Below are 16,893 nucleotides of genomic sequence, written 5' to 3' on the forward strand. Positions count from 1 at the left end.
ATGACCGACGAGAACACTCCCGTGACCACGCCCGAGGGTGACGCCCTGGCGATGCGTGTCGAGCCCGTCGGGCTCGAGACGGAGATGCAGCGCTCGTACCTCGACTACGCGATGTCCGTCATCGTCTCGCGTGCGCTGCCCGACGTGCGCGACGGCCTCAAGCCCGTGCACCGCCGCGTGCTGTACGCCATGTACGACGGCGGCTACCGCCCCGAGCGCGGCTTCTACAAGTGCGCCCGCGTCGTCGGCGACGTCATGGGCAACTACCACCCGCACGGCGACTCCTCCATCTACGACGCGCTGGTCCGCCTCGCCCAGCCGTGGTCGATGCGGATGCCGCTCGTCGACTCCAACGGCAACTTCGGCTCGCCGGGCAACGATCCGGCGGCGGCCATGCGCTACACCGAGTGCAAGATGGCGCCGCTGTCGATGGAGATGGTCCGCGACATCGACGAGGAGACCGTCGACTTCACGGACAACTACGACGGCCGCTCCCAGGAGCCGACCGTCCTGCCCGCCCGCTTCCCGAACCTGCTGATCAACGGCTCGGCGGGCATCGCGGTCGGCATGGCGACCAACATCCCGCCGCACAACCTGCGCGAGGTCGCGGCCGGCGCCCAGTGGTACCTGGACAACTACGAGGCCTCGCACGAGGACCTGCTGGACGCGCTGATCGAGCGCATCAAGGGTCCCGACTTCCCGACCGGCGCCCTGGTGGTGGGCCGCAAGGGCATCGAGGAGGCCTACCGCACCGGCCGCGGCTCGATCACCATGCGCGCGGTGGTCGAGGTCGAGGAGATCCAGAACCGCCAGTGCCTGGTGGTCACCGAGCTGCCCTACCAGGTCAACCCGGACAACCTCGCGCAGAAGATCGCCGACCTGGTCAAGGACGGCAAGATCGGCGGCATCGCCGACGTCCGCGACGAGACGTCCTCCCGCACCGGCCAGCGCCTGGTCATCGTGCTCAAGCGGGACGCGGTCGCCAAGGTCGTGCTGAACAACCTGTACAAGCACACCGACCTGCAGACCAACTTCGGCGCCAACATGCTGGCCCTGGTCGACGGCGTGCCGCGCACCCTGTCGCTGGACGCGTTCATCCGCCACTGGGTGAACCACCAGATCGAGGTCATCGTCCGCCGTACGCGCTTCAGGCTGCGCAAGGCCGAGGAGCGGGCGCACATCCTGCGCGGCCTGCTGAAGGCCCTGGACGCCATCGACGAGGTCATCGCGCTGATCCGGCGCAGTGAGACCGTCGAGATCGCGCGCGGGGGCCTGATGGACCTCCTGGAGATCGACGAGATCCAGGCCAACGCCATCCTGGAGATGCAGCTGCGCCGCCTCGCGGCCCTGGAGCGGCAGAAGATCGTCCGGGAGCACGACGAACTCCAGGCGAAGATCAACGAGTACAACGAGATCCTCGCCTCGCCGGTCCGCCAGCGCGGGATCGTCAGCGAGGAGCTGACGGCCCTCGTCGAGAAGTACGGCGACGACCGCAAGACCAAGCTGATCCCGTACGAGGGCGACATGTCCATCGAGGACCTGATCGCCGAGGAGGACATCGTCGTCACGGTCACGCGTGGCGGCTACATCAAGCGCACCAAGACCGACGACTACCGGGCGCAGAAGCGCGGCGGCAAGGGCGTGCGCGGCACGAAGCTCAAGGAAGACGACATCGTCAACCACTTCTTCGTGTCCACCACGCACCACTGGCTGCTGTTCTTCACCAACAAGGGCCGCGTCTACCGCGCCAAGGCCTACGAGCTGCCCGACGCCGGCCGGGACGCGCGCGGCCAGCACGTGGCGAACCTGCTGGCCTTCCAGCCGGACGAGACGATCGCCCAGATCCGCGCCATCCGCGACTACGAGGCGGTGCCGTACCTGGTCCTGGCCACGAAGGCCGGCCTGGTGAAGAAGACGCCGCTGAAGGACTACGACTCGCCGCGCTCGGGCGGTGTCATCGCCATCAACCTGCGGGAGCAGGCGGACGGAAGCGACGACGAACTGATCGGTGCCGAACTCGTCTCCGCCGAGGACGATCTGCTGCTGATCAGCAAGAAGGCACAGTCGATCAGGTTCACCGCGTCGGACGACACGCTGCGTCCGATGGGGCGTGCCACCTCGGGCGTCAAGGGCATGAGTTTCCGCGAAGGGGACGAGCTGCTCTCGATGAATGTTGTTCGAGCCGGTACGTTCGTGTTCACTGCCACCGACGGCGGTTACGCGAAGCGGACCTCCGTCGACGAGTACCGCGTCCAGGGTCGCGGCGGTCTCGGCATCAAGGCCGCCAAGATCGTCGAGGACCGCGGGTCGCTCGTGGGCGCGCTGGTGGTCGAGGAGCACGACGAGATCCTCGCCATCACACTCTCGGGCGGTGTGATTCGTACGCGAGTCAACGGGGTCAGGGAGACCGGCCGTGACACCATGGGCGTTCAACTGATCAATCTGGGCAAGCGCGATGCCGTCGTCGGCATCGCACGCAACGCCGAGGCGGGACGCGAGGCGGAGGAGGTCGACGGCGATGTGGCCGCCGACGAGACCGCCGAGGGTGCCGCGACCACCGGCACGGACGAGGGCGAGGCGCCCTCGGCCGAGTAGCACGAGGAGAGAGTCATCGTGAGCGGAGCCACGGGCGCCGGATCGGCCGGTACCCCCACGGGTACGGAAACGGGCGGCGGCGGCCGTGGCTCCGCCGCGCGTGCGACGGATTCGCACACGACTCAACTGCGCAAGATCGACGACGGAGCGACCGACTCGCACTCGGGGAGCTCGTCCACAACGCATGGATCCCAGGGGGGAACTGTGACGGACACCCGAGGCCAGCGGACTCAGCAGGCTGCCTCGCCGCTGCCGGGGGAACGGCAGCCCCAGCAGCCCGGCGGGCCCTACCACCCGCCGCAGGCCTACCAGACCCAGGGCGGCAACGCGTCCGCCGTGCGCCGCCCGCGCACCGGCGCCCGCACCACGCCCCGGGTGCGCAAGGCGCGGCTGCGCGTGTCGAAGGCCGACCCGTGGTCGGTGATGAAGGTCAGCTTCCTGCTCTCCATCGCGCTCGGCATCTGCACCATCGTCGCGTCCGCCGTGCTGTGGATGGTCATGGACGCCATGGGCGTCTTCTCGACGGTCGGCGGCACCATCGCCGAGGCCACCGGCTCCAACGAGTCCAACGGCTTCGACCTGCAGTCCTTCCTGTCGCTGCCCAACGTGCTGCTGTTCACGACGGTCATCGCGGTGATCGACGTCGTCCTCGCGACGGCCCTGGCCACCCTCGGCGCGTTCATCTACAACCTGTCCGCCGGCTTCGTCGGCGGGGTGGAGCTGACGCTCGCCGAGGACGAGTGATCCTCGCCCCGAGGCCCCGCGACAACCGATTTTGGGACTGCCCACCTCGTGCGCTAATCTTCAGGAGTCAGCGCGCGGGACATACACCGCAGAGCGCGGCGGGGCTATAGCTCAGTTGGTTAGAGCGCATCCCTGATAAGGATGAGGCCACAGGTTCAAATCCTGTTAGCCCCACCAGCACGAAGACCCTCAACCGGTAGCGGTTGGGGGTCTTCGGCGTTCGGGTCGTCCGTCGTGCCGCGGTCTGTGGTGTCCGCGGGTTTGTGGGGTTGGCAGCAAAAGACCCGACCGCTGGCGACGGGGGATGCGCCAGCGGTCGGGCTGTGGCCAAGGCTAACAAGGCCGGGTGTCCGGTGGGTGCCGACTGGTCGGTCGGGAGTCGGGGATGTGACAGGGATCACGTGCTTGGTGGTGTCACCGGTCGCACGGCGGCTCGTAGTCCAGGCGCGGCAGGTACTCGTGCCACTTCTCCTCGGTCAGCACACCCCGGGTGGCCGAGCAGATGCGGTCGATGGCATCGTCCACGCCCAGGCTCCACAGCCGGACGGTGTCCGTGCCGCTGGAGACCCCGAGCATGTGGCGGACGGGGCTGAAGGACAGGAAGCTGCCCGTCTTGGCGTTGGGACTCATCGCCTGGCCGATGGGGGCGGCCTCGGCGGGGTCGGTGACGCTCCACAGCCGCACCGTGTTGTCGTTGGCGCCGCTGGCCAGCGTGGTGCCGTCCCGGCCGAACGTCAGCGACACCACCGAGTCGGTGTGCCCCGCGAGCGTGGCCTCCGGCCCCGACGTCCCGCCCGGCCCGCCGGTGTCCCAGAGCCGGACCGTGCCGTCGTCGCTGCCGCTGGCCAGCGTGCGGCCGTCCGGGCTGTAGGCGAGGACGTTGACGGGGCCGAGGTGCCCGGTACGGGGCGCCCCGAGACGAGTGGCGTGCGCGGGGTCGGTGACGTCCCAGAGGCGTACGGCGTCGTCGGCGCCGCCGCTGGCGAGGGTGCGGCCGTCCGGGCTGAACGCGAGGGTGTTGACGTACCCCGTGTGTCCGGAGAGCGGCTTGCCCAGCCGACGGGGGTGGGACGGGTCGGCGGCGTTCCACAGTTGGATGGTGCGGTCGTCGTGGGCCGTGGCCAGCGTGCGGCCGTCGGGGCTGAACGCCAGCGTGTCGGGGCCCGCGTACCGGGTGCGCAGTGCCACGGGCGGTCCGTGGGCCTTGGGCCGGGCCGGGTCCGCGACGTCCCACAGTTGCAGCGCGCGGCCCCCCACGAGCACCGCGAGCGTCCTGCCGTCCGGGGAGAACACCAGGGACCGGATGTCCCCCTCCCCCGGCCGGAAGGGGGCGCTCAGCGACGCGGGCCGGGCGGGGTCGGCCACGTTCCACAGCCGGACGCGGCCGTCGCGGGCCGCGGTGGCCAGTACCTGCCCGTCCGGGCGGAAGGCCCCGATACGGCCGATCATGTCCGACGTCGGCAGCGACCACAGCCGGACCTTGCTGTCGCCGCTGCCGGTGGCGAGGGTGTCGCCGTCGGGGCTGAAGCCGAGGGCGTACATCTCCCCGCTGCCGCCGGCGAGGGGCACGCCGACCTGTGAGGGGTAGGCCGGGTCGCTGACGTTCCACAGGGTCGCCGTACTGTCCGCGCTGCTCGCGGCGAGCATCGCGCCGTCGGGGCTGAACGCCACCGCCCACACCGGTCCGCTGTGCCCGGTGAGCGGTGCGCCGACGGGCTTGGCCCCGGCCGGATCGGTCACGTCCCACAGCCGTACGGTGTCGTCCGCGCTGCCGCTGGCGACAGTGCGGCCGTCGGGGCTGAAGGCCACGGAGTGCACCAGACCGCTGTGGCCGGCCAGCGGTGTGCCGACGGGCTTGGCCCCGGCCGGGTCGGTGACGTCCCAGAGGTGGACCTTGTCGTCGTCGCCGCCGGCGGCGAGGGTGTGGCCGTCGGGGCTGAACGCCACCGAGCGCACCGCCGCGGTGGGGCCGGTCAGGGTGTCGAGCGCCTCGGGCCGGCCCGGGTCGGCCACGTCCCACAGGCGTACGGCGTGGTCGTCGTGGGCGGAGGCCAGGGTGTGGCCGTCCGGGCTGAAGGCGAGCAGGTAGACGGTGCCGCCGTGACCGGCCAGGGGGGCGCCGAGCGGGCGTGGGCGGCCGGGGTCCCGCACGTCCCAGAGCCGGATCGTGCCGTCGTCCGAGGCACTGGCCAGCGTTCGGCCGTCCGGGCTGAACACCGCGGTGCTCACCCAGCTGCGGTGTCCGGTGAGGGGCTTTCCCAGCTGCTTGGGCCGCGCGGGGTCCGATACGTCCCAGAGCCGGACGGTCCGGTCGTAGCTGGCCGTCGCCAGGGTCCGCCCGTCGGGGCTGAACGAGGTGAGGTAGACGGCGCCCGTGTGCCCGAGGAGCGGGGTGGCCAGGGGGGCGTTCACGATCGAGATCAGCCGGTTCCTGACGTCCTCGTCGTCCGGGCGCAGGCGGTGTGCGGCCAGGTCGAGCTGGGCCGACAGGGACGGGTCCGTGTCCTCGACCCGGTCCGCTTCGGCGACCACCTGCTCGAACACGGCGTCGTTGCGCTGCTGCCAGGCGAGCACCGCCGAGCCGACGGCCACCAGGGCGAGGACGACCAGCGCCGACACCGCGGCCCGGCTGATCATGACGGTGCGCCGACGCAGCCGGACCGCGGCGGCCAGGAACTCCACCGCGCTGCGGGTCAGCAGGGTGTCGCCGGCCGACTTCGCCCAGCCGCTGGCCTGCTCCAGCCGGGAGCCCCGGTAGAGCAGTGCGGAGTCGCGGTCCGACTCCTCCCAGGCCAGCCCGTCCTCCTCCAGCCGCTGGCGCAGCAGGTTCCCGGCGCGGTCCTCGTCGATCCAGTCGCGCAGCCGGGGCCAGGCGTGCAGCAGCGCCTCGTGGGTGATCTCCACGGTGTCCGCGTCGAGCGTCACCAGCCGGGCCCGCACCAGTGCTTCCAGGGACTCCTCGGTCTTGCCGGGGTCCCCCGACTCCTCGGCCAGCCGGCGCCGGGTACTGCGCCTGCGGGTGGCCTGGGTGTCCTCGCTCAGCCGGACCAGCCTGAGCAGCAGCAGCCGCGCGGCCGTGCGGGCCGCCGGGTCCAGACCGGACCAGGCCCGCTCGGCGGTCGCGGCCACCGCGCCCTGGATGCCGCCCGCCGCGCGGTACCCGGCCAGGGTCAGCCGGCCCGCCTTGCGCCGCTGCCAGGTCGCGAGCAGGGCGTGGGAGAGGAGCGGCAGCACGCCCGCGTCGTGTGCGCCCTGCGGTCCGTCGGTGCTCACCTCGCGGACGATCAGCTCGGCGAGCCCCGGTTCGAGCTCCATGCCGACGGCCCTGGCCGGAGCGGTCACCGCCTCGCGCAGTTCCGTGGTGGTCAGCGGCCCGAGCACCATGTGCCGGTGCTGCAGCGCGTCGGCCAGCTCGGGGTAGCGCAGGCACCGGTCGTAGAAGTCGGCGCGTACGCCCAGGGTCACCAGCACCGGGGGCGGGTCCCCGCCGGTGCCGGGGGTGCAGGCGGCCTGGAGCAGCCGGATGAACACGCGCCGGTCGGCCTCGTCGGCGCAGAGGGTGAAGAGCTCCTCGAACTGGTCCACGATGACGACCGGAGGGGCGGCTGCGGGGGCATCGGAGGTTGCCTGGTCGTCGTTGCTGTCGCTGTTGTCGCTGCTGTTGGTGTTGCTGCTGTTGCCGGTGTTGTCGCGGTCGTTCGGGTGGCGGTTCCGGTCCCCCTGGTCGCTCAGGCCTGCCCGTTCGGGCCGTCCGGGTCGGCCGAGTCGGCCCGCCTGGGCGCGATCGGCGTCCTCGGAGTACAGCCCAGCCCGGTCGTCCCGGCCTTTCTGGCCCGTCCGCGTCGCCGGGCCGGTCCGGTCGCCCTGATCTCCGCTGCCCGGCTTCTTCGGATCCTCCGGACCCTCCGGGCCGGATGGTCCGGGGGATTCGCCTGGTCCGCCTGGTACTGCTGGTCCGGCTGATCCTCTCGGATCGCCCGGTCCGTCCGTCCTGTCTGGTCCACCCGGTCCATCTTGTTTGCCCGTTCCGACCGTTCCGCCTGTTCCGCCCGGTCGGGACGGGCGTTCCGGGGAAGCCGCCCCAGCTGTCCCAGCCGCCCCGGCCGCCCACTCCGCGAAGGCGGCCCTGGCCGCGTCCTCCGTGCGTGGGTCGCCCGTGGTCCGGTCCTCGGGGGAGCCCGGCTCCGGGGCCGGCGTCTCCCGGGCCGCCGCCTCCCTTATGGCGGCGACGACGGGCGCGAGCTGCGGTACCAGGCGGGTCAGCTCGCCGAGCGGGTCGGCCCCCGGCACGAGGTGGAGCACCCGTCCGGGCGGCGAGTCCCAGGCGCCCGGCGTACCGGTGCGCAGCGCGGGTACCAGGCCGGCGTTCAGCAGGGAGGACTTCCCCGCCCCGGAGGCGCCCACGAGCATGACCAGGCCGCCGGTCTCCCGCGTCGCGTGGAGCTGGGCGACCAGCGCCCGGGTGCTCCGCTCCCGGCCGAAGAACCAGTCGGCGTCCTGCCGCCGGTAGGCGGCCAGGCCACGGTAGGGGCAGATCCCGCCGGTGGCCGGCGGAGCCTCGGCCGGGGCCTGTTCCGCGGCCGCGGGCGGCGCCGGGCGTTCACCGGTCGGGTCGGCCAGCGCCCGCTCCCACAGGCGCTGCCACTGGGCCAGGTCGTAGAGGCCTGCGGAGACCGGTACGGGCCGTGCGCGTCGCGCCTGGGGTATGAGGACGTGCAGGACGGCCGCGAGGGCGGGAAACTGGGCGGGCACGTTCTTGGCCCGCCGCCAGTCGCTGATCCGCTGGGCGGAGACCCGTACGGGCCGCCCTCGTTCGTCGACCCGCTGGAGCCGGACGACGGCCTCGGACACACGTTTGAGAGGAGGGTTGCCGGCCTCCCTGTACAGCAGTGCGAGGCGTTCTGCGAAGGCCGTGCGTGCCCCTGAGTCGAAACTCAAGGTCTCCACTCCTTACTTCCCCCGCACCTGGACGTCCGGACCGGAAAACTCACTCTATACGGCTGACCTGCGGCTACAGGGGGGCCGTGGCTCCGGAACCTCCTCTGCGGCGACCACGGGTGGCAGGATCGCGTCGCAGTGGCGAGGCAGCCCCGCGGCACCCGGACAGGTCAGCGGCTCAGCACTTGGACAGCCACACCATGAGGCCGCATGTTCTCGGTCAGCTTTCGGTGGCCCGTCCCTCCCCGACCCGGTCCGGTACCGCCCCGCGAAGAACGGCGCCGGCATGGTTTGGCACCGGTCCCCACGAGGGGAGGGACCGGAGCCAAGCCATGCCGACGCGCACGTGCGGACAGCGCGGCCGTCGCGACCGCCGTCGTCAGTCCCCGGCGGCCGGCCGGCGTGCGGGCGGGACCAGCAGATCGCGCTCGGGGTGCTTCTCGCCGGTGACGCCGCCCCGGATGCCGAGATCGGCCCTGGCGTCCTCGTGGAAGGCGTTGATGGCGCGGAACGCCGCCCGGTGCCGCTCCCGCCACTCCGCCAGGCTGCCGTCGATCCGGCCGGTCGCCTGCCAGTCGATCTCGGCCAGCACCACGTTCAGCTCGTGCCCGGACTCGATGGCCTCGTCCCCGCCGAGCAGCATGACCCGCTCGAAGGCCGACCCCCAGCGCCGGCTCGCCTCCGCCAGGTCGTCGCGCAGCTCCTCCTCGCTGCGGTGACTCTCGCGCAGCCCCGCCCGCGCCTCGTACAGCGGCACGGAGGCGGCGATCCTCAGCTTGGCGGCGTCCACGTACTCCCCGTAGGCGTCGACCTTCTTGTCGTCCCACCGCGTGAGCAGCCGATGGCGGTTCCTGCTCCGCTCCATCAGGTAGTTCGTGACGTGTGTGGTCAGCGCGCCGAGCAGTACGGCCGCGATGGTCACGAGTTGCTCGCCGGTCCCCACACCGTCCCCCAGTCACAACTCCGCCCCGCAGGATTGTCGGACGATCTTACGAGCATCGGCGCACAGGGACCAACAGGCGGGCGGGGAGGGCGGGTTCAGGATGCCGATCCGTGGGCAGGCAGGTCGTGAAGGCAGGCTCCGAAACCGACCGCCGCTGGAGTGCGCATGAGGATCTCCGTCGACCCCGAGCAGTGTTACGGCTCCGGCGACTGCGTCCACCGGGCCCCTGCCGTCTTCACCCAGGTGGACGGGCTCGGCGCCGTCATACCCGGGCGGGAGCACGACGTCGACGCCCCCCGGGTGCGGGAGGCCGCCGAGGGGTGCCCGTCCGCCGCGATCACCATCACGCGCACGGAAACGGAAGCGCTCTGACGCCGAGCACCCGGGGCGGGCCGAGTGCCGCCGTCGCCGAGGCCCTGGCCGGCCTCGCGGTCCGGTACGTGCGAAACGGACCCGGCACCCTCGGCAAGGCGGCCCTCGCCACCCGCTGGCTGAACCCGCGGCTGCGCGAGCAGCCCCGCCGGGCCGTCGTCGAAGCGCGGACCGGCGAGCTGTTCGCCGTGGACACCCAGGACCTCATCCAGCGGTACCTGTACCTGTTCGGCGCCTGGGAGCCGCACCTGACGGGCTGGCTGCGGCGCCGGCTGCGGCCGGGGGACGGCTTCGTCGACGTGGGGGCCAACATCGGCGTCTTCAGCGTCCTGGCCGCCCGGCTCGTCGGTGCCCAGGGCCGGGTCGTCGCGATCGAGGCGTCGCCCGACCTCCACCGCCGCCTGGTCCGGAACGTCCGGCTCAACGACCTCGGCAACGTCCGCGCGCTCAACGCCGCCGTCTCGGACCGCGCCAGGACGCTGACCTTCGCGCTCGCCAGCTCACGGAACACGGGGGCGAACAGCATCGTCCCGTACGACGGGCCGGTGGAGTCCAGCTTCCGCGCGCGGGCCCGGCCGCTGCCGGAGCTGCTCGACGCGGCGGAGATCGCGACCGCCCGGGTGATCAAGATCGACGTCGAGGGCGCGGAGGGGAGCGTGGTGCGCGGTCTCGCGCCGGCGCTGGGCGCTCTGCGGCCCGACGCGGAGATCACGGTCGAGGTGTCGCCCGAGCGCATGACCCGGCTCGGGGACCGCGTCGACGACCTGCTCGCGGTGCTGCGGGACGCCGGGTTCCACGTCTACCGGCTGGCCAACGACTACGCACCCGGGAGCTACCCCCCGGCGCTCCGCGGCGCGCCCCGGCCGCCGGTCCGCCTGCGGGGGCCGGTGACCGAGGAGAGCGACCTGATCTTCTCGCGGGTCGACGCGGAACGGCTGCCCTGACCCGTCCGGCGCGCCCGGACCCTTCGCGCCCGGGCCCCGTACCCGGGTCTCCGGCTCCCCGTGCCCCCGTTTCCGGGCCCCGCTCCTGGGCCTCCGGCTCCTGTGCCCTTCGCTCCCGCGCCGCGCTGGGTCCCGCTCCCGGACCTTTCGCTCCCGGGCCCTGCTCCTGGCCCCCGCTCCCGCGCCCCCGCACCCGAATCCCTTGTCCCTGTGCCCCCGCGCCCGGACCCCTCGCTCCCGGGCCGCGCCCGGACCCTTCGCGCCCGGGCCGCGCGCCCCCGCGCCCATCGCTCCCGGCCTCCCCTCAGGGGCGCGCCGTGTGGGTCTCAGGGACGCGCCGTGCGGGACTCAGGGACGCAGGTGTGGGTCGCCGAGGCCCTCGGGGCCCTCTGGCAGACGCCACTCGAAGGTCGCCAGCGCGCGCGCCCTGGCCTCGATCACCGCCATCCGGGCGGCGCGTTCCACGGGGTCCGCATGGGGCGCCTGGCCGGTCTCCTGGCCCTCCCACTTGCGGTAGAGCAGGCCGACCTCCGACGAGAACCAGCCCCGGCTCACGCCGCTCAGCGCCAGCAGCAGGCCGGTGTCCTCGGAGGCGGGCAGGGCCATCCAACCGCCGAGGGCGAGCAGCAGCTCGCGCCGGACGAGCAGGGTCGCCGGGTGGACCTGGGCGCGGAAGCCGTTCGCCTTCCAGAAGTCGAGCACCGCCCCGCGCTCGACCGGCCCGTGTGCCGGGTCGCCGGGGAAACCGGCCGTCGAGCCGTCGGGCAGCAGGTCCAGGACCCGCGAGGTCGCCCACCCGAGCGACGGGTCGGCCTCCAGGGCGGCCAGGTCGCGCGCCAGGGCGCCCGGGGTGAGCCGGTCGTCGGCGTCCAGGACCTTCACGTACGGGCCGTCCGCGTGGGCCAGGGCCATCGTGCGCGCCACGCCGGGCCCGCCCTGCCGGCCGTGGCGGCCCTGGTGGAACACCACCCGCGGGTCGTCGGGCACGTACGGCCGGACGTCCTGCGTACGGCCGTCCTCCTGGATCACCCAGCGCCACTCCCAGCCGTCGGGCAGTTCCTGGGCGCACAGCGAGGCGTGGGCCTCGGGGAGGAAGGGGGCGGAGGGGCCGTGGACGGCCGTGACGATGATGACGCGCCGGTTCACGGCGGCACTCACCACCTTTCCAGACGGGTCGTGAAGAGCAGTTCGGTGCGGTCGCCGGGCAGCGTGACGTCGGAGACGTCGACCACCCGGCCGTCGGTGTCGTACGAGGTCTTGCGCAGCAGGATCACCGACGTGCCCGGCGGCAGGTCCAGGGCCGCGGCCTCCTCCGGGGTCGGCGGGCGGGCGGTCAGCCGCTCCTCCACGCGGTCCAGTTCGATGCCCACGGTGCGGAGCTGGTGCTGGGTGCCGCCCGGCCAGGGCTCGTTGGCCTCGTCCAGGAGGTCCGGGTTGGCCGCGATCATGTCGCGGACGAGGTAGGAGGTCACGAGGTTGAAGGGGGCGGGCTCGGCCGAGTACCGCGTCCGGTAGACGCGTTGGAGGAGCACGGTGCCCTCCGGGACGCCGAAGGCCCCGGCCAGTTCCGCGGACGCCGCCTGTTCGCGGTACTCCGCGTGGAAGACGAGGTCGTCGGGCCGCAGGCCGGTGTCGCGCTCCGTGGCGCCCGTCTCGGCCCGCGTGGCCAGCGGGCGCCGGGCCCGGTCCTTCTCCCACTGGTGCCGCCGGTTGTCCCGCACCGCCGGGGTGCGGGGCCGGCGGACGAAGGTGCCGAGGCCGTGCCGCTTGTCGATCAGGCCCTCGTCGCTCAGCAGCCGGAGCGCGTTCTGCACGGTCGGCACGCTGCGCCGGTAGTGGCGGGCCAGGTCGGCCTCCGAGGGCAGCCGGTCACCGGGGCGCCGCTCGCCCGCGCGGATGGAGCGGCGCAGATCGTCCGCGATCACTTCGTAGGCCTTGGGCATGGCCGCAGGCTACAACTCCTCAAGAGGTCTTGAAGAGTGAGGGGAGGGAACGGCCGGACTCGACCGGGTGCCGCCGCACACGGCGGCGGCCCGGCTGCTCCGTCGAGCTGCCGGGCCGTTCTCGCGTGTGGTGCTGTACGCAGATCGCCGTTACGTCAGGGTCGGGGGTGGCGCGGGCCGCTCAGCGCTGGAGCGGGATGGAGTGCTGGGCCCGGGGCTCGGCGGCGGTGTCGTCGCAGGGGAGGCCAGTGGTGGTGGCGGTGGCCGCGGTGGCGTCGGCGAACGGGAGGTGGCGGCAACTGGGTGCCGTGCCGTGGGCCTCGGCGCGGATGCGCTGCTTCATCGTGGGGGGCAGGGAGCCGGTCCGGGACCGGGGCACGGGAGCCGCGGCCGCGGGGGCCGCCTCGGGGGAGGCGTTCTCGGTGTTGCTCTGCGTCTTGTTCTGCGGTACGGCCGCGGCGGCCGTCGTCGTGACGAGTCCGAGCGCCGTGCACAGCGCGAGGAAGGCGGTGACGATGGTGGTCCAGAGCGTCAGGACCTTGTTCCGGGCCATGGCCCCTCACTTTCGGGTTGGGCGATTTGCGTACTTTCCTCATGATGTGTATGAGGGCCGCGAAGTGGTGGACCTACGCCCGTGGCGCGTCGATGTTCAGATGAACACCACCCGAATAGCCGCAAGGAGCTGTAAAAGGTGCCCAGACGGGAGGGAGGCGGGCAAAAGTCACGGCACGTGAGAGTGTGATCACCCTCCGATCAGAATGCGCCGGTCCGCTTCTAAAGGGCTCCGACGACGGGAAGTTGACCGCCGACTCAGGTCACCGATCGGTATCGGCCGGTGTGTATAGTCGGGCGCCAGAAGTCCCCAACGTCAAGGAAAGACGAGGTCGCGCGGTGAAGAAGCTTCTCCTGGTCGCACTGGCCGCCATCGGCGGGCTCCTCGTGTACCGCCAGATCCAGGCGGATCGCGCCGAGCAGGATCTGTGGACGGAGGCGACTGACTCCGTGCCCACGGGTTCGTGAGAACGACCGACATCCGGTCCTGAGCAGACCCCGGCCGTCAAGCGGTCGGGGTTTTGTGTTGCCCCGACGGGGCAACGTCCGCTGGGGGCGGGCGGCCGAGGCCGGTGGCGACGGCGCCGGTGAGCGCGAGGGGTGGCGGGTCATGCGACGGTGGTGTACGGCTCGGCGGCGCGCCGGAACGGGGCGGGCGCGGCCGTCGGTGTCCGCGCGGCCGACGGTGTCGGGATCGGCGCGGCTGCCGGTGTCGGCGCGGCTGTCCGTATGGGGGCGAGTAGGAGTGCTGGGGGCCGTACTGGTCACGACCGCCGCCCTGCCCGGGGCCACGGCCCTTGCCGCCGGGGCGGTCGGCTCGGCCGGTGCCGCCGCCGGGTACGACTTCGCCGACGACGCCGTGCGGGTCACGGGCGCGGGCGCGACCGCGGACGCCGAACCGCTGGAGGCCGGTACCACGCACCGCAGCACCCTGCCGAGGAACGGCGTCCTCTATTACCGCCTCGACCTCGACGACGCCTCCGACGCCTACGTCTCCGTCACCGCCGTACCCGGCGCCGACGGCGAGGTCACCGCCGTCGACGGCATCCGGGTCTCCGTGCAGGACGCCGACGGCGGCTCCTGCTCCGTGCAGAGCGCGACCTTCGGCGCCGCCCGCAGCCCCCGCCCGGTCACCGCCTGGGGCACGCGGGAGATCGACCCCGGCGCCAACCGGTGCCAGGACCCCGGCACCTACTACGTGGGCGTCGAGCGGACCCGGCCCCAGGACTCCCCGCCGGACGACTGGGACCTGGAGATCACCGCCGCCGCCGAACCCCGCCCGCGCCAGGGCGGTGCCACCAGGGCGCCGGAGAGCTGGGACTCCGCCTCGCCCGAACCGCTCGCCGGGGAGCCGGAACGCCGGGCGGGCGGCAACGGCTTCGCGCACGCCACCCTCGTCGGTCAGGGCGTCTGGCGGGACGGCATCCGCCCCGGGGAGACCCTCTACTACAAAGTGCCGGTCGACTGGGGCCGTCAGGTGTACGCCACCGCCGAACTCGCCGGGTCCGCGGACGCCTCCGGCTATGCCGCCGGGGCCCTGCGACTGGCCCTGCACAACCCCGTGCGCGGCGAGGTCGACGACGCCGCCAAGGGCTACACCGGGCGCCGGACCACCGTCGGCCTCGCCCCCCTGCCGCCCGTGGCGTACCCCAACCGCTACGCCACCGCCGGACAGGTCGGCGCCCTGCGGTTCGCCGGTGACTACTACGTCGTGGTCCACCTCGCGGCCCAGGTGGCCGACGACTTCGGACAGGGCCCGTTCGCACTGACGCTGCGCCTGCGACTCGGCGGGACGGCGGCCGCCGGTCCCGGTTACGCGGGGGAGTCCCGGCCCAAGGGCCTCTTCGAGGTCTCGGCGCAGGACCGGGTGGCCGCGCCCGGGAGCGGCGGCGCGGGATCCGCGGGCGGCGACCTCGCCATGAAGGCGGTCGCCGTCGGCGGCATCGGCACCGGCAGCCTGCTGCTCCTCGGCCTGGCCGTGTGGACGGTGACGGCCCGGCGCAGGGCCTAGGCCCGCCCGCGCACCGCACTCAGATACGGGTCAGCGCCCAGAACCCCACGGCGTAGCAGGCCAGCGCGAGCAGCAGCAGCGGCAGGACCACCCGGGCCGGGGGGCCGGGACGGCGGCGCCGCCGTGACCCACGGTGCTGGGCGGGAGGGGCGGACCGCGGGTTGCGGGCGGTGTACGGAGCGGTGGGGACGTCGGCACGCTGCGGCGGGGCCGGCGCGAGGGCCTGGGCGGGGAGCGGCGGCCCGTGCGCTGCCCGGTACTGCGCACCGCCGGGCGTGCCGTGCGGCGGCGGCGAGGGCTGCGGCGCGCCGGTGAACGCCCCCTGGGGCGTGGGCGGTTGCGCCGTACCGGGCGGTGAACCCGACGCCGAGAGGGCGGTCGGCTGCGGGGGCGGCAGGTGGAAGCTGCCGGTCCCCGACATGGCACTGTCCTGCCCGGCCCCCGGGACCTCCTCCGCCGTCGCGGGCGTTCCATCCGGGCCCGGGCCCGGGCCCCGGCCCGGGACTGCGGGCGCCGGCCAGTCCTGGTCGGGCGGCGGACCGGACGGCGGTGTGGGCGGGGCGAGGGGGGTGCCCTCCGGGGTGGGAGGTGTCCCGTCCGGGAACGGGGGCGCCTGGCCCGTGGGCACCGAGGGCCGGTCCGCGGGCGGAGGCGTCCGGTCCGCGGGCGGAGGCAGCCGGTCCGAGGGCGGAGGCAGCCGGTCCGAGGGCGCAGAGGGCCGGTCGAGAGGCGGTGGCGTCCGGTCCGGGGGCGGCGGTGTCCAGTCCGGGGCCGGGCCGGGCGGGGGCGTGGTCGGCCAGGAGGGGGCGGGTGGGGTGGTGTGCGAGGACGGGGCAGCGCCGCCCGGGAGGTGTCGCGGGTCGGTGGGCGCCGTCTCCACGCCGGAGGCCCTCTTCAGCGGGCCCTCGGCGGCGAACCCCGGTGGCAGCGGGCCCACTTGGTCGAAGATCTCGATCAGCTCGTCGTCTGGCCCGGGCTCCGGCAGCAGCTCCACCGCCACGGCCAGCGCCTTGCGCGCCCCCGTCGCGGTACGGAACCGCGCCGACGGATCCGGCTCCAGCAGCGTCGCCACGACCTGCCACAACGGCTCGGGAATCCCCCGCGGCGCGGGCGGCGTACCGTGCTCGGCGAAGTGCTGCACGAGCGCCTTGGCGTCCGGCTTGGCCCCCTCCAGCAGGTACAGGGCGACCAGGCCGACCGCGAACAGGTCCGCCGGGAAGTCCGGCTCGGCGCCCATCATCTGCTCCGGCGCCAGATAACCCGGCGTCCCCACCACGAGGTTGGTCTCCGTCAGCCGGGGCTCACCCAGCCGCATCGCGATGCCGAAGTCGGACAGCCGCAGCCGCGGACGGCCCGTCCCCGTCGTCTCCAGGAGCAGGTTGGCGGGCTTGATGTCACGGTGCACCACACCCTCCCCGTGCACCGCGGCCAGCCCCGACAGGAGCTGATCGAGCAGCGTGCACACGAAGTCGGGCGGCAGCGGCCCGTAGTCCCCGACCAGGTGGACCAGCGAACCACCCGTGACCAGGTCCATCGTGAACAGGACCTGGTCGTCGTCGGCCGCCCAGCTCGCGGGCGCCAGCACATGGGGGTGATCGATCCGCAGCGCCTGCTCACGGACGAACCGCAGCAGCGAGTGCGCGTCCCGCTGCTGGAGCACCTTCGCGGCCACATAACGCCGGCGCCGGTGGTCCCAGGCACGCCAGACGGCACCCACCCCGCCCCGGCCGATCGGGTCGACCAGCTCGTACCGGCCCGCGAAGACCTCACCCATGGCTGTGCGCCGCTCCTCCCCTGGGACCTGTCGCGCCACTCCGGCGGGCCCGGCCGCCGACCCCCTCGGCGCCCGGA

At 73.5% G+C, this 16,893-nt stretch carries 12 protein-coding genes and 1 tRNA gene; 7 read left to right on the plus strand and 6 right to left on the minus strand.

Annotation, left to right across the window (positions count from 1 at the left end):
- From gyrA to K7854_RS04335, 3 genes are all read left to right on the plus strand, one after another.
- Entirely contained in the window at nt 1-2,595 is a 2,595-nt protein-coding gene (gyrA, locus tag K7854_RS04325) for a DNA gyrase subunit A (RefSeq protein ID WP_226024998.1), read from the plus strand.
- An 18-nt stretch (nt 2,596-2,613) separates the two neighbouring features.
- Nucleotides 2,614-3,339 (plus strand): DUF3566 domain-containing protein, encoded by a 726-nt coding sequence (locus K7854_RS04330; RefSeq protein ID WP_226024999.1) that lies wholly within the window; start codon nt 2,614-2,616, stop codon nt 3,337-3,339.
- 100 nt (nt 3,340-3,439) lie between these two features.
- Nucleotides 3,440-3,516, plus strand: a tRNA-Ile gene (locus K7854_RS04335).
- Between the two features lie 237 nt (nt 3,517-3,753).
- Here K7854_RS04335 and K7854_RS04340 read toward each other — a convergent pair.
- Together K7854_RS04340 and K7854_RS04345 are read right to left on the minus strand one after the other, a co-directional pair.
- A complete protein-coding gene (locus K7854_RS04340; RefSeq protein ID WP_226025000.1) occupies nt 3,754-8,286 on the minus strand; it encodes an nSTAND1 domain-containing NTPase in 4,533 nt (1,510 codons plus the stop codon).
- A gap of 370 nt (nt 8,287-8,656) precedes the next feature.
- Nucleotides 8,657-9,199: a hypothetical protein gene (locus K7854_RS04345; protein ID WP_226025001.1), complete on the minus strand. Its 543-nt coding sequence runs from the start codon at nt 9,197-9,199 to the stop codon at nt 8,657-8,659.
- 186 nt (nt 9,200-9,385) lie between these two features.
- Between K7854_RS04345 and K7854_RS04350 the strand changes: the two genes are divergently transcribed.
- Entirely contained in the window at nt 9,386-9,592 is a 207-nt protein-coding gene (locus K7854_RS04350; RefSeq protein ID WP_226025002.1) for a ferredoxin, read from the plus strand.
- 68 nt (nt 9,593-9,660) lie between these two features.
- Entirely contained in the window at nt 9,661-10,536 is an 876-nt protein-coding gene (locus K7854_RS04355; RefSeq protein ID WP_226025003.1) for an FkbM family methyltransferase, read from the plus strand.
- 348 nt (nt 10,537-10,884) lie between these two features.
- On the opposite strand, the gene K7854_RS04360 is transcribed toward K7854_RS04355, so the two are convergent.
- The 3 genes from K7854_RS04360 to K7854_RS04370 all read right to left on the minus strand — a co-directional run bounded on the left by K7854_RS04360 (nt 10,885) and on the right by K7854_RS04370 (nt 13,032).
- On the minus strand, nt 10,885-11,682 hold the full coding sequence (locus K7854_RS04360; protein ID WP_226025004.1) for a glycosyltransferase family 2 protein: 798 nt from the start codon (nt 11,680-11,682) through the stop codon (nt 10,885-10,887).
- 8 nt (nt 11,683-11,690) lie between these two features.
- The gene (locus tag K7854_RS04365) at nt 11,691-12,479 is read right to left on the minus strand and encodes a GntR family transcriptional regulator (protein ID WP_226025005.1); all 789 of its coding nucleotides are present in this window, start codon (nt 12,477-12,479) and stop codon (nt 11,691-11,693) included.
- A 181-nt stretch (nt 12,480-12,660) separates the two neighbouring features.
- A complete protein-coding gene (locus tag K7854_RS04370) occupies nt 12,661-13,032 on the minus strand; it encodes a DUF6344 domain-containing protein (protein WP_226025006.1) in 372 nt (123 codons plus the stop codon).
- 338 nt (nt 13,033-13,370) lie between these two features.
- Here K7854_RS04370 and K7854_RS04375 point away from each other — a divergent pair, with 338 nt between their 5' ends.
- A complete protein-coding gene (locus K7854_RS04375; RefSeq protein WP_003999697.1) occupies nt 13,371-13,499 on the plus strand; it encodes a DLW-39 family protein in 129 nt (42 codons plus the stop codon).
- A gap of 277 nt (nt 13,500-13,776) precedes the next feature.
- Entirely contained in the window at nt 13,777-15,042 is a 1,266-nt protein-coding gene (locus tag K7854_RS04380) for a hypothetical protein (RefSeq protein ID WP_372480995.1), read from the plus strand.
- 19 nt (nt 15,043-15,061) lie between these two features.
- Here K7854_RS04380 and K7854_RS04385 read toward each other — a convergent pair whose 3' ends face one another.
- The gene (locus K7854_RS04385) at nt 15,062-16,816 is read right to left on the minus strand and encodes a serine/threonine-protein kinase (protein WP_226025008.1); all 1,755 of its coding nucleotides are present in this window, start codon (nt 16,814-16,816) and stop codon (nt 15,062-15,064) included.
- Nucleotides 16,817-16,893: the final 77 nt, after the last annotated feature.

This window comes from Streptomyces hyderabadensis, from assembly GCF_020404845.1.
Lineage (GTDB): Bacteria > Actinomycetota > Actinomycetes > Streptomycetales > Streptomycetaceae > Streptomyces > Streptomyces hyderabadensis.

Excerpts from the sequence above, each read along its gene's own strand:
- gyrA (WP_226024998.1), top strand. The coding sequence starts at position 1 with ATGACCGACGAGAACACTCCCGTGACCACGCCCGAGGGTGACGCCCTG.
- K7854_RS04350 (WP_226025002.1), top strand. The coding sequence starts at position 9,386 with ATGAGGATCTCCGTCGACCCCGAGCAGTGTTACGGCTCCGGCGACTGC.
- K7854_RS04365 (WP_226025005.1), bottom strand. The coding sequence starts at position 12,479 with ATGCCCAAGGCCTACGAAGTGATCGCGGACGATCTGCGCCGCTCCATC.
- K7854_RS04370 (WP_226025006.1), bottom strand. The coding sequence starts at position 13,032 with ATGGCCCGGAACAAGGTCCTGACGCTCTGGACCACCATCGTCACCGCC.
- K7854_RS04385 (WP_226025008.1), bottom strand. The coding sequence starts at position 16,816 with ATGGGTGAGGTCTTCGCGGGCCGGTACGAGCTGGTCGACCCGATCGGC.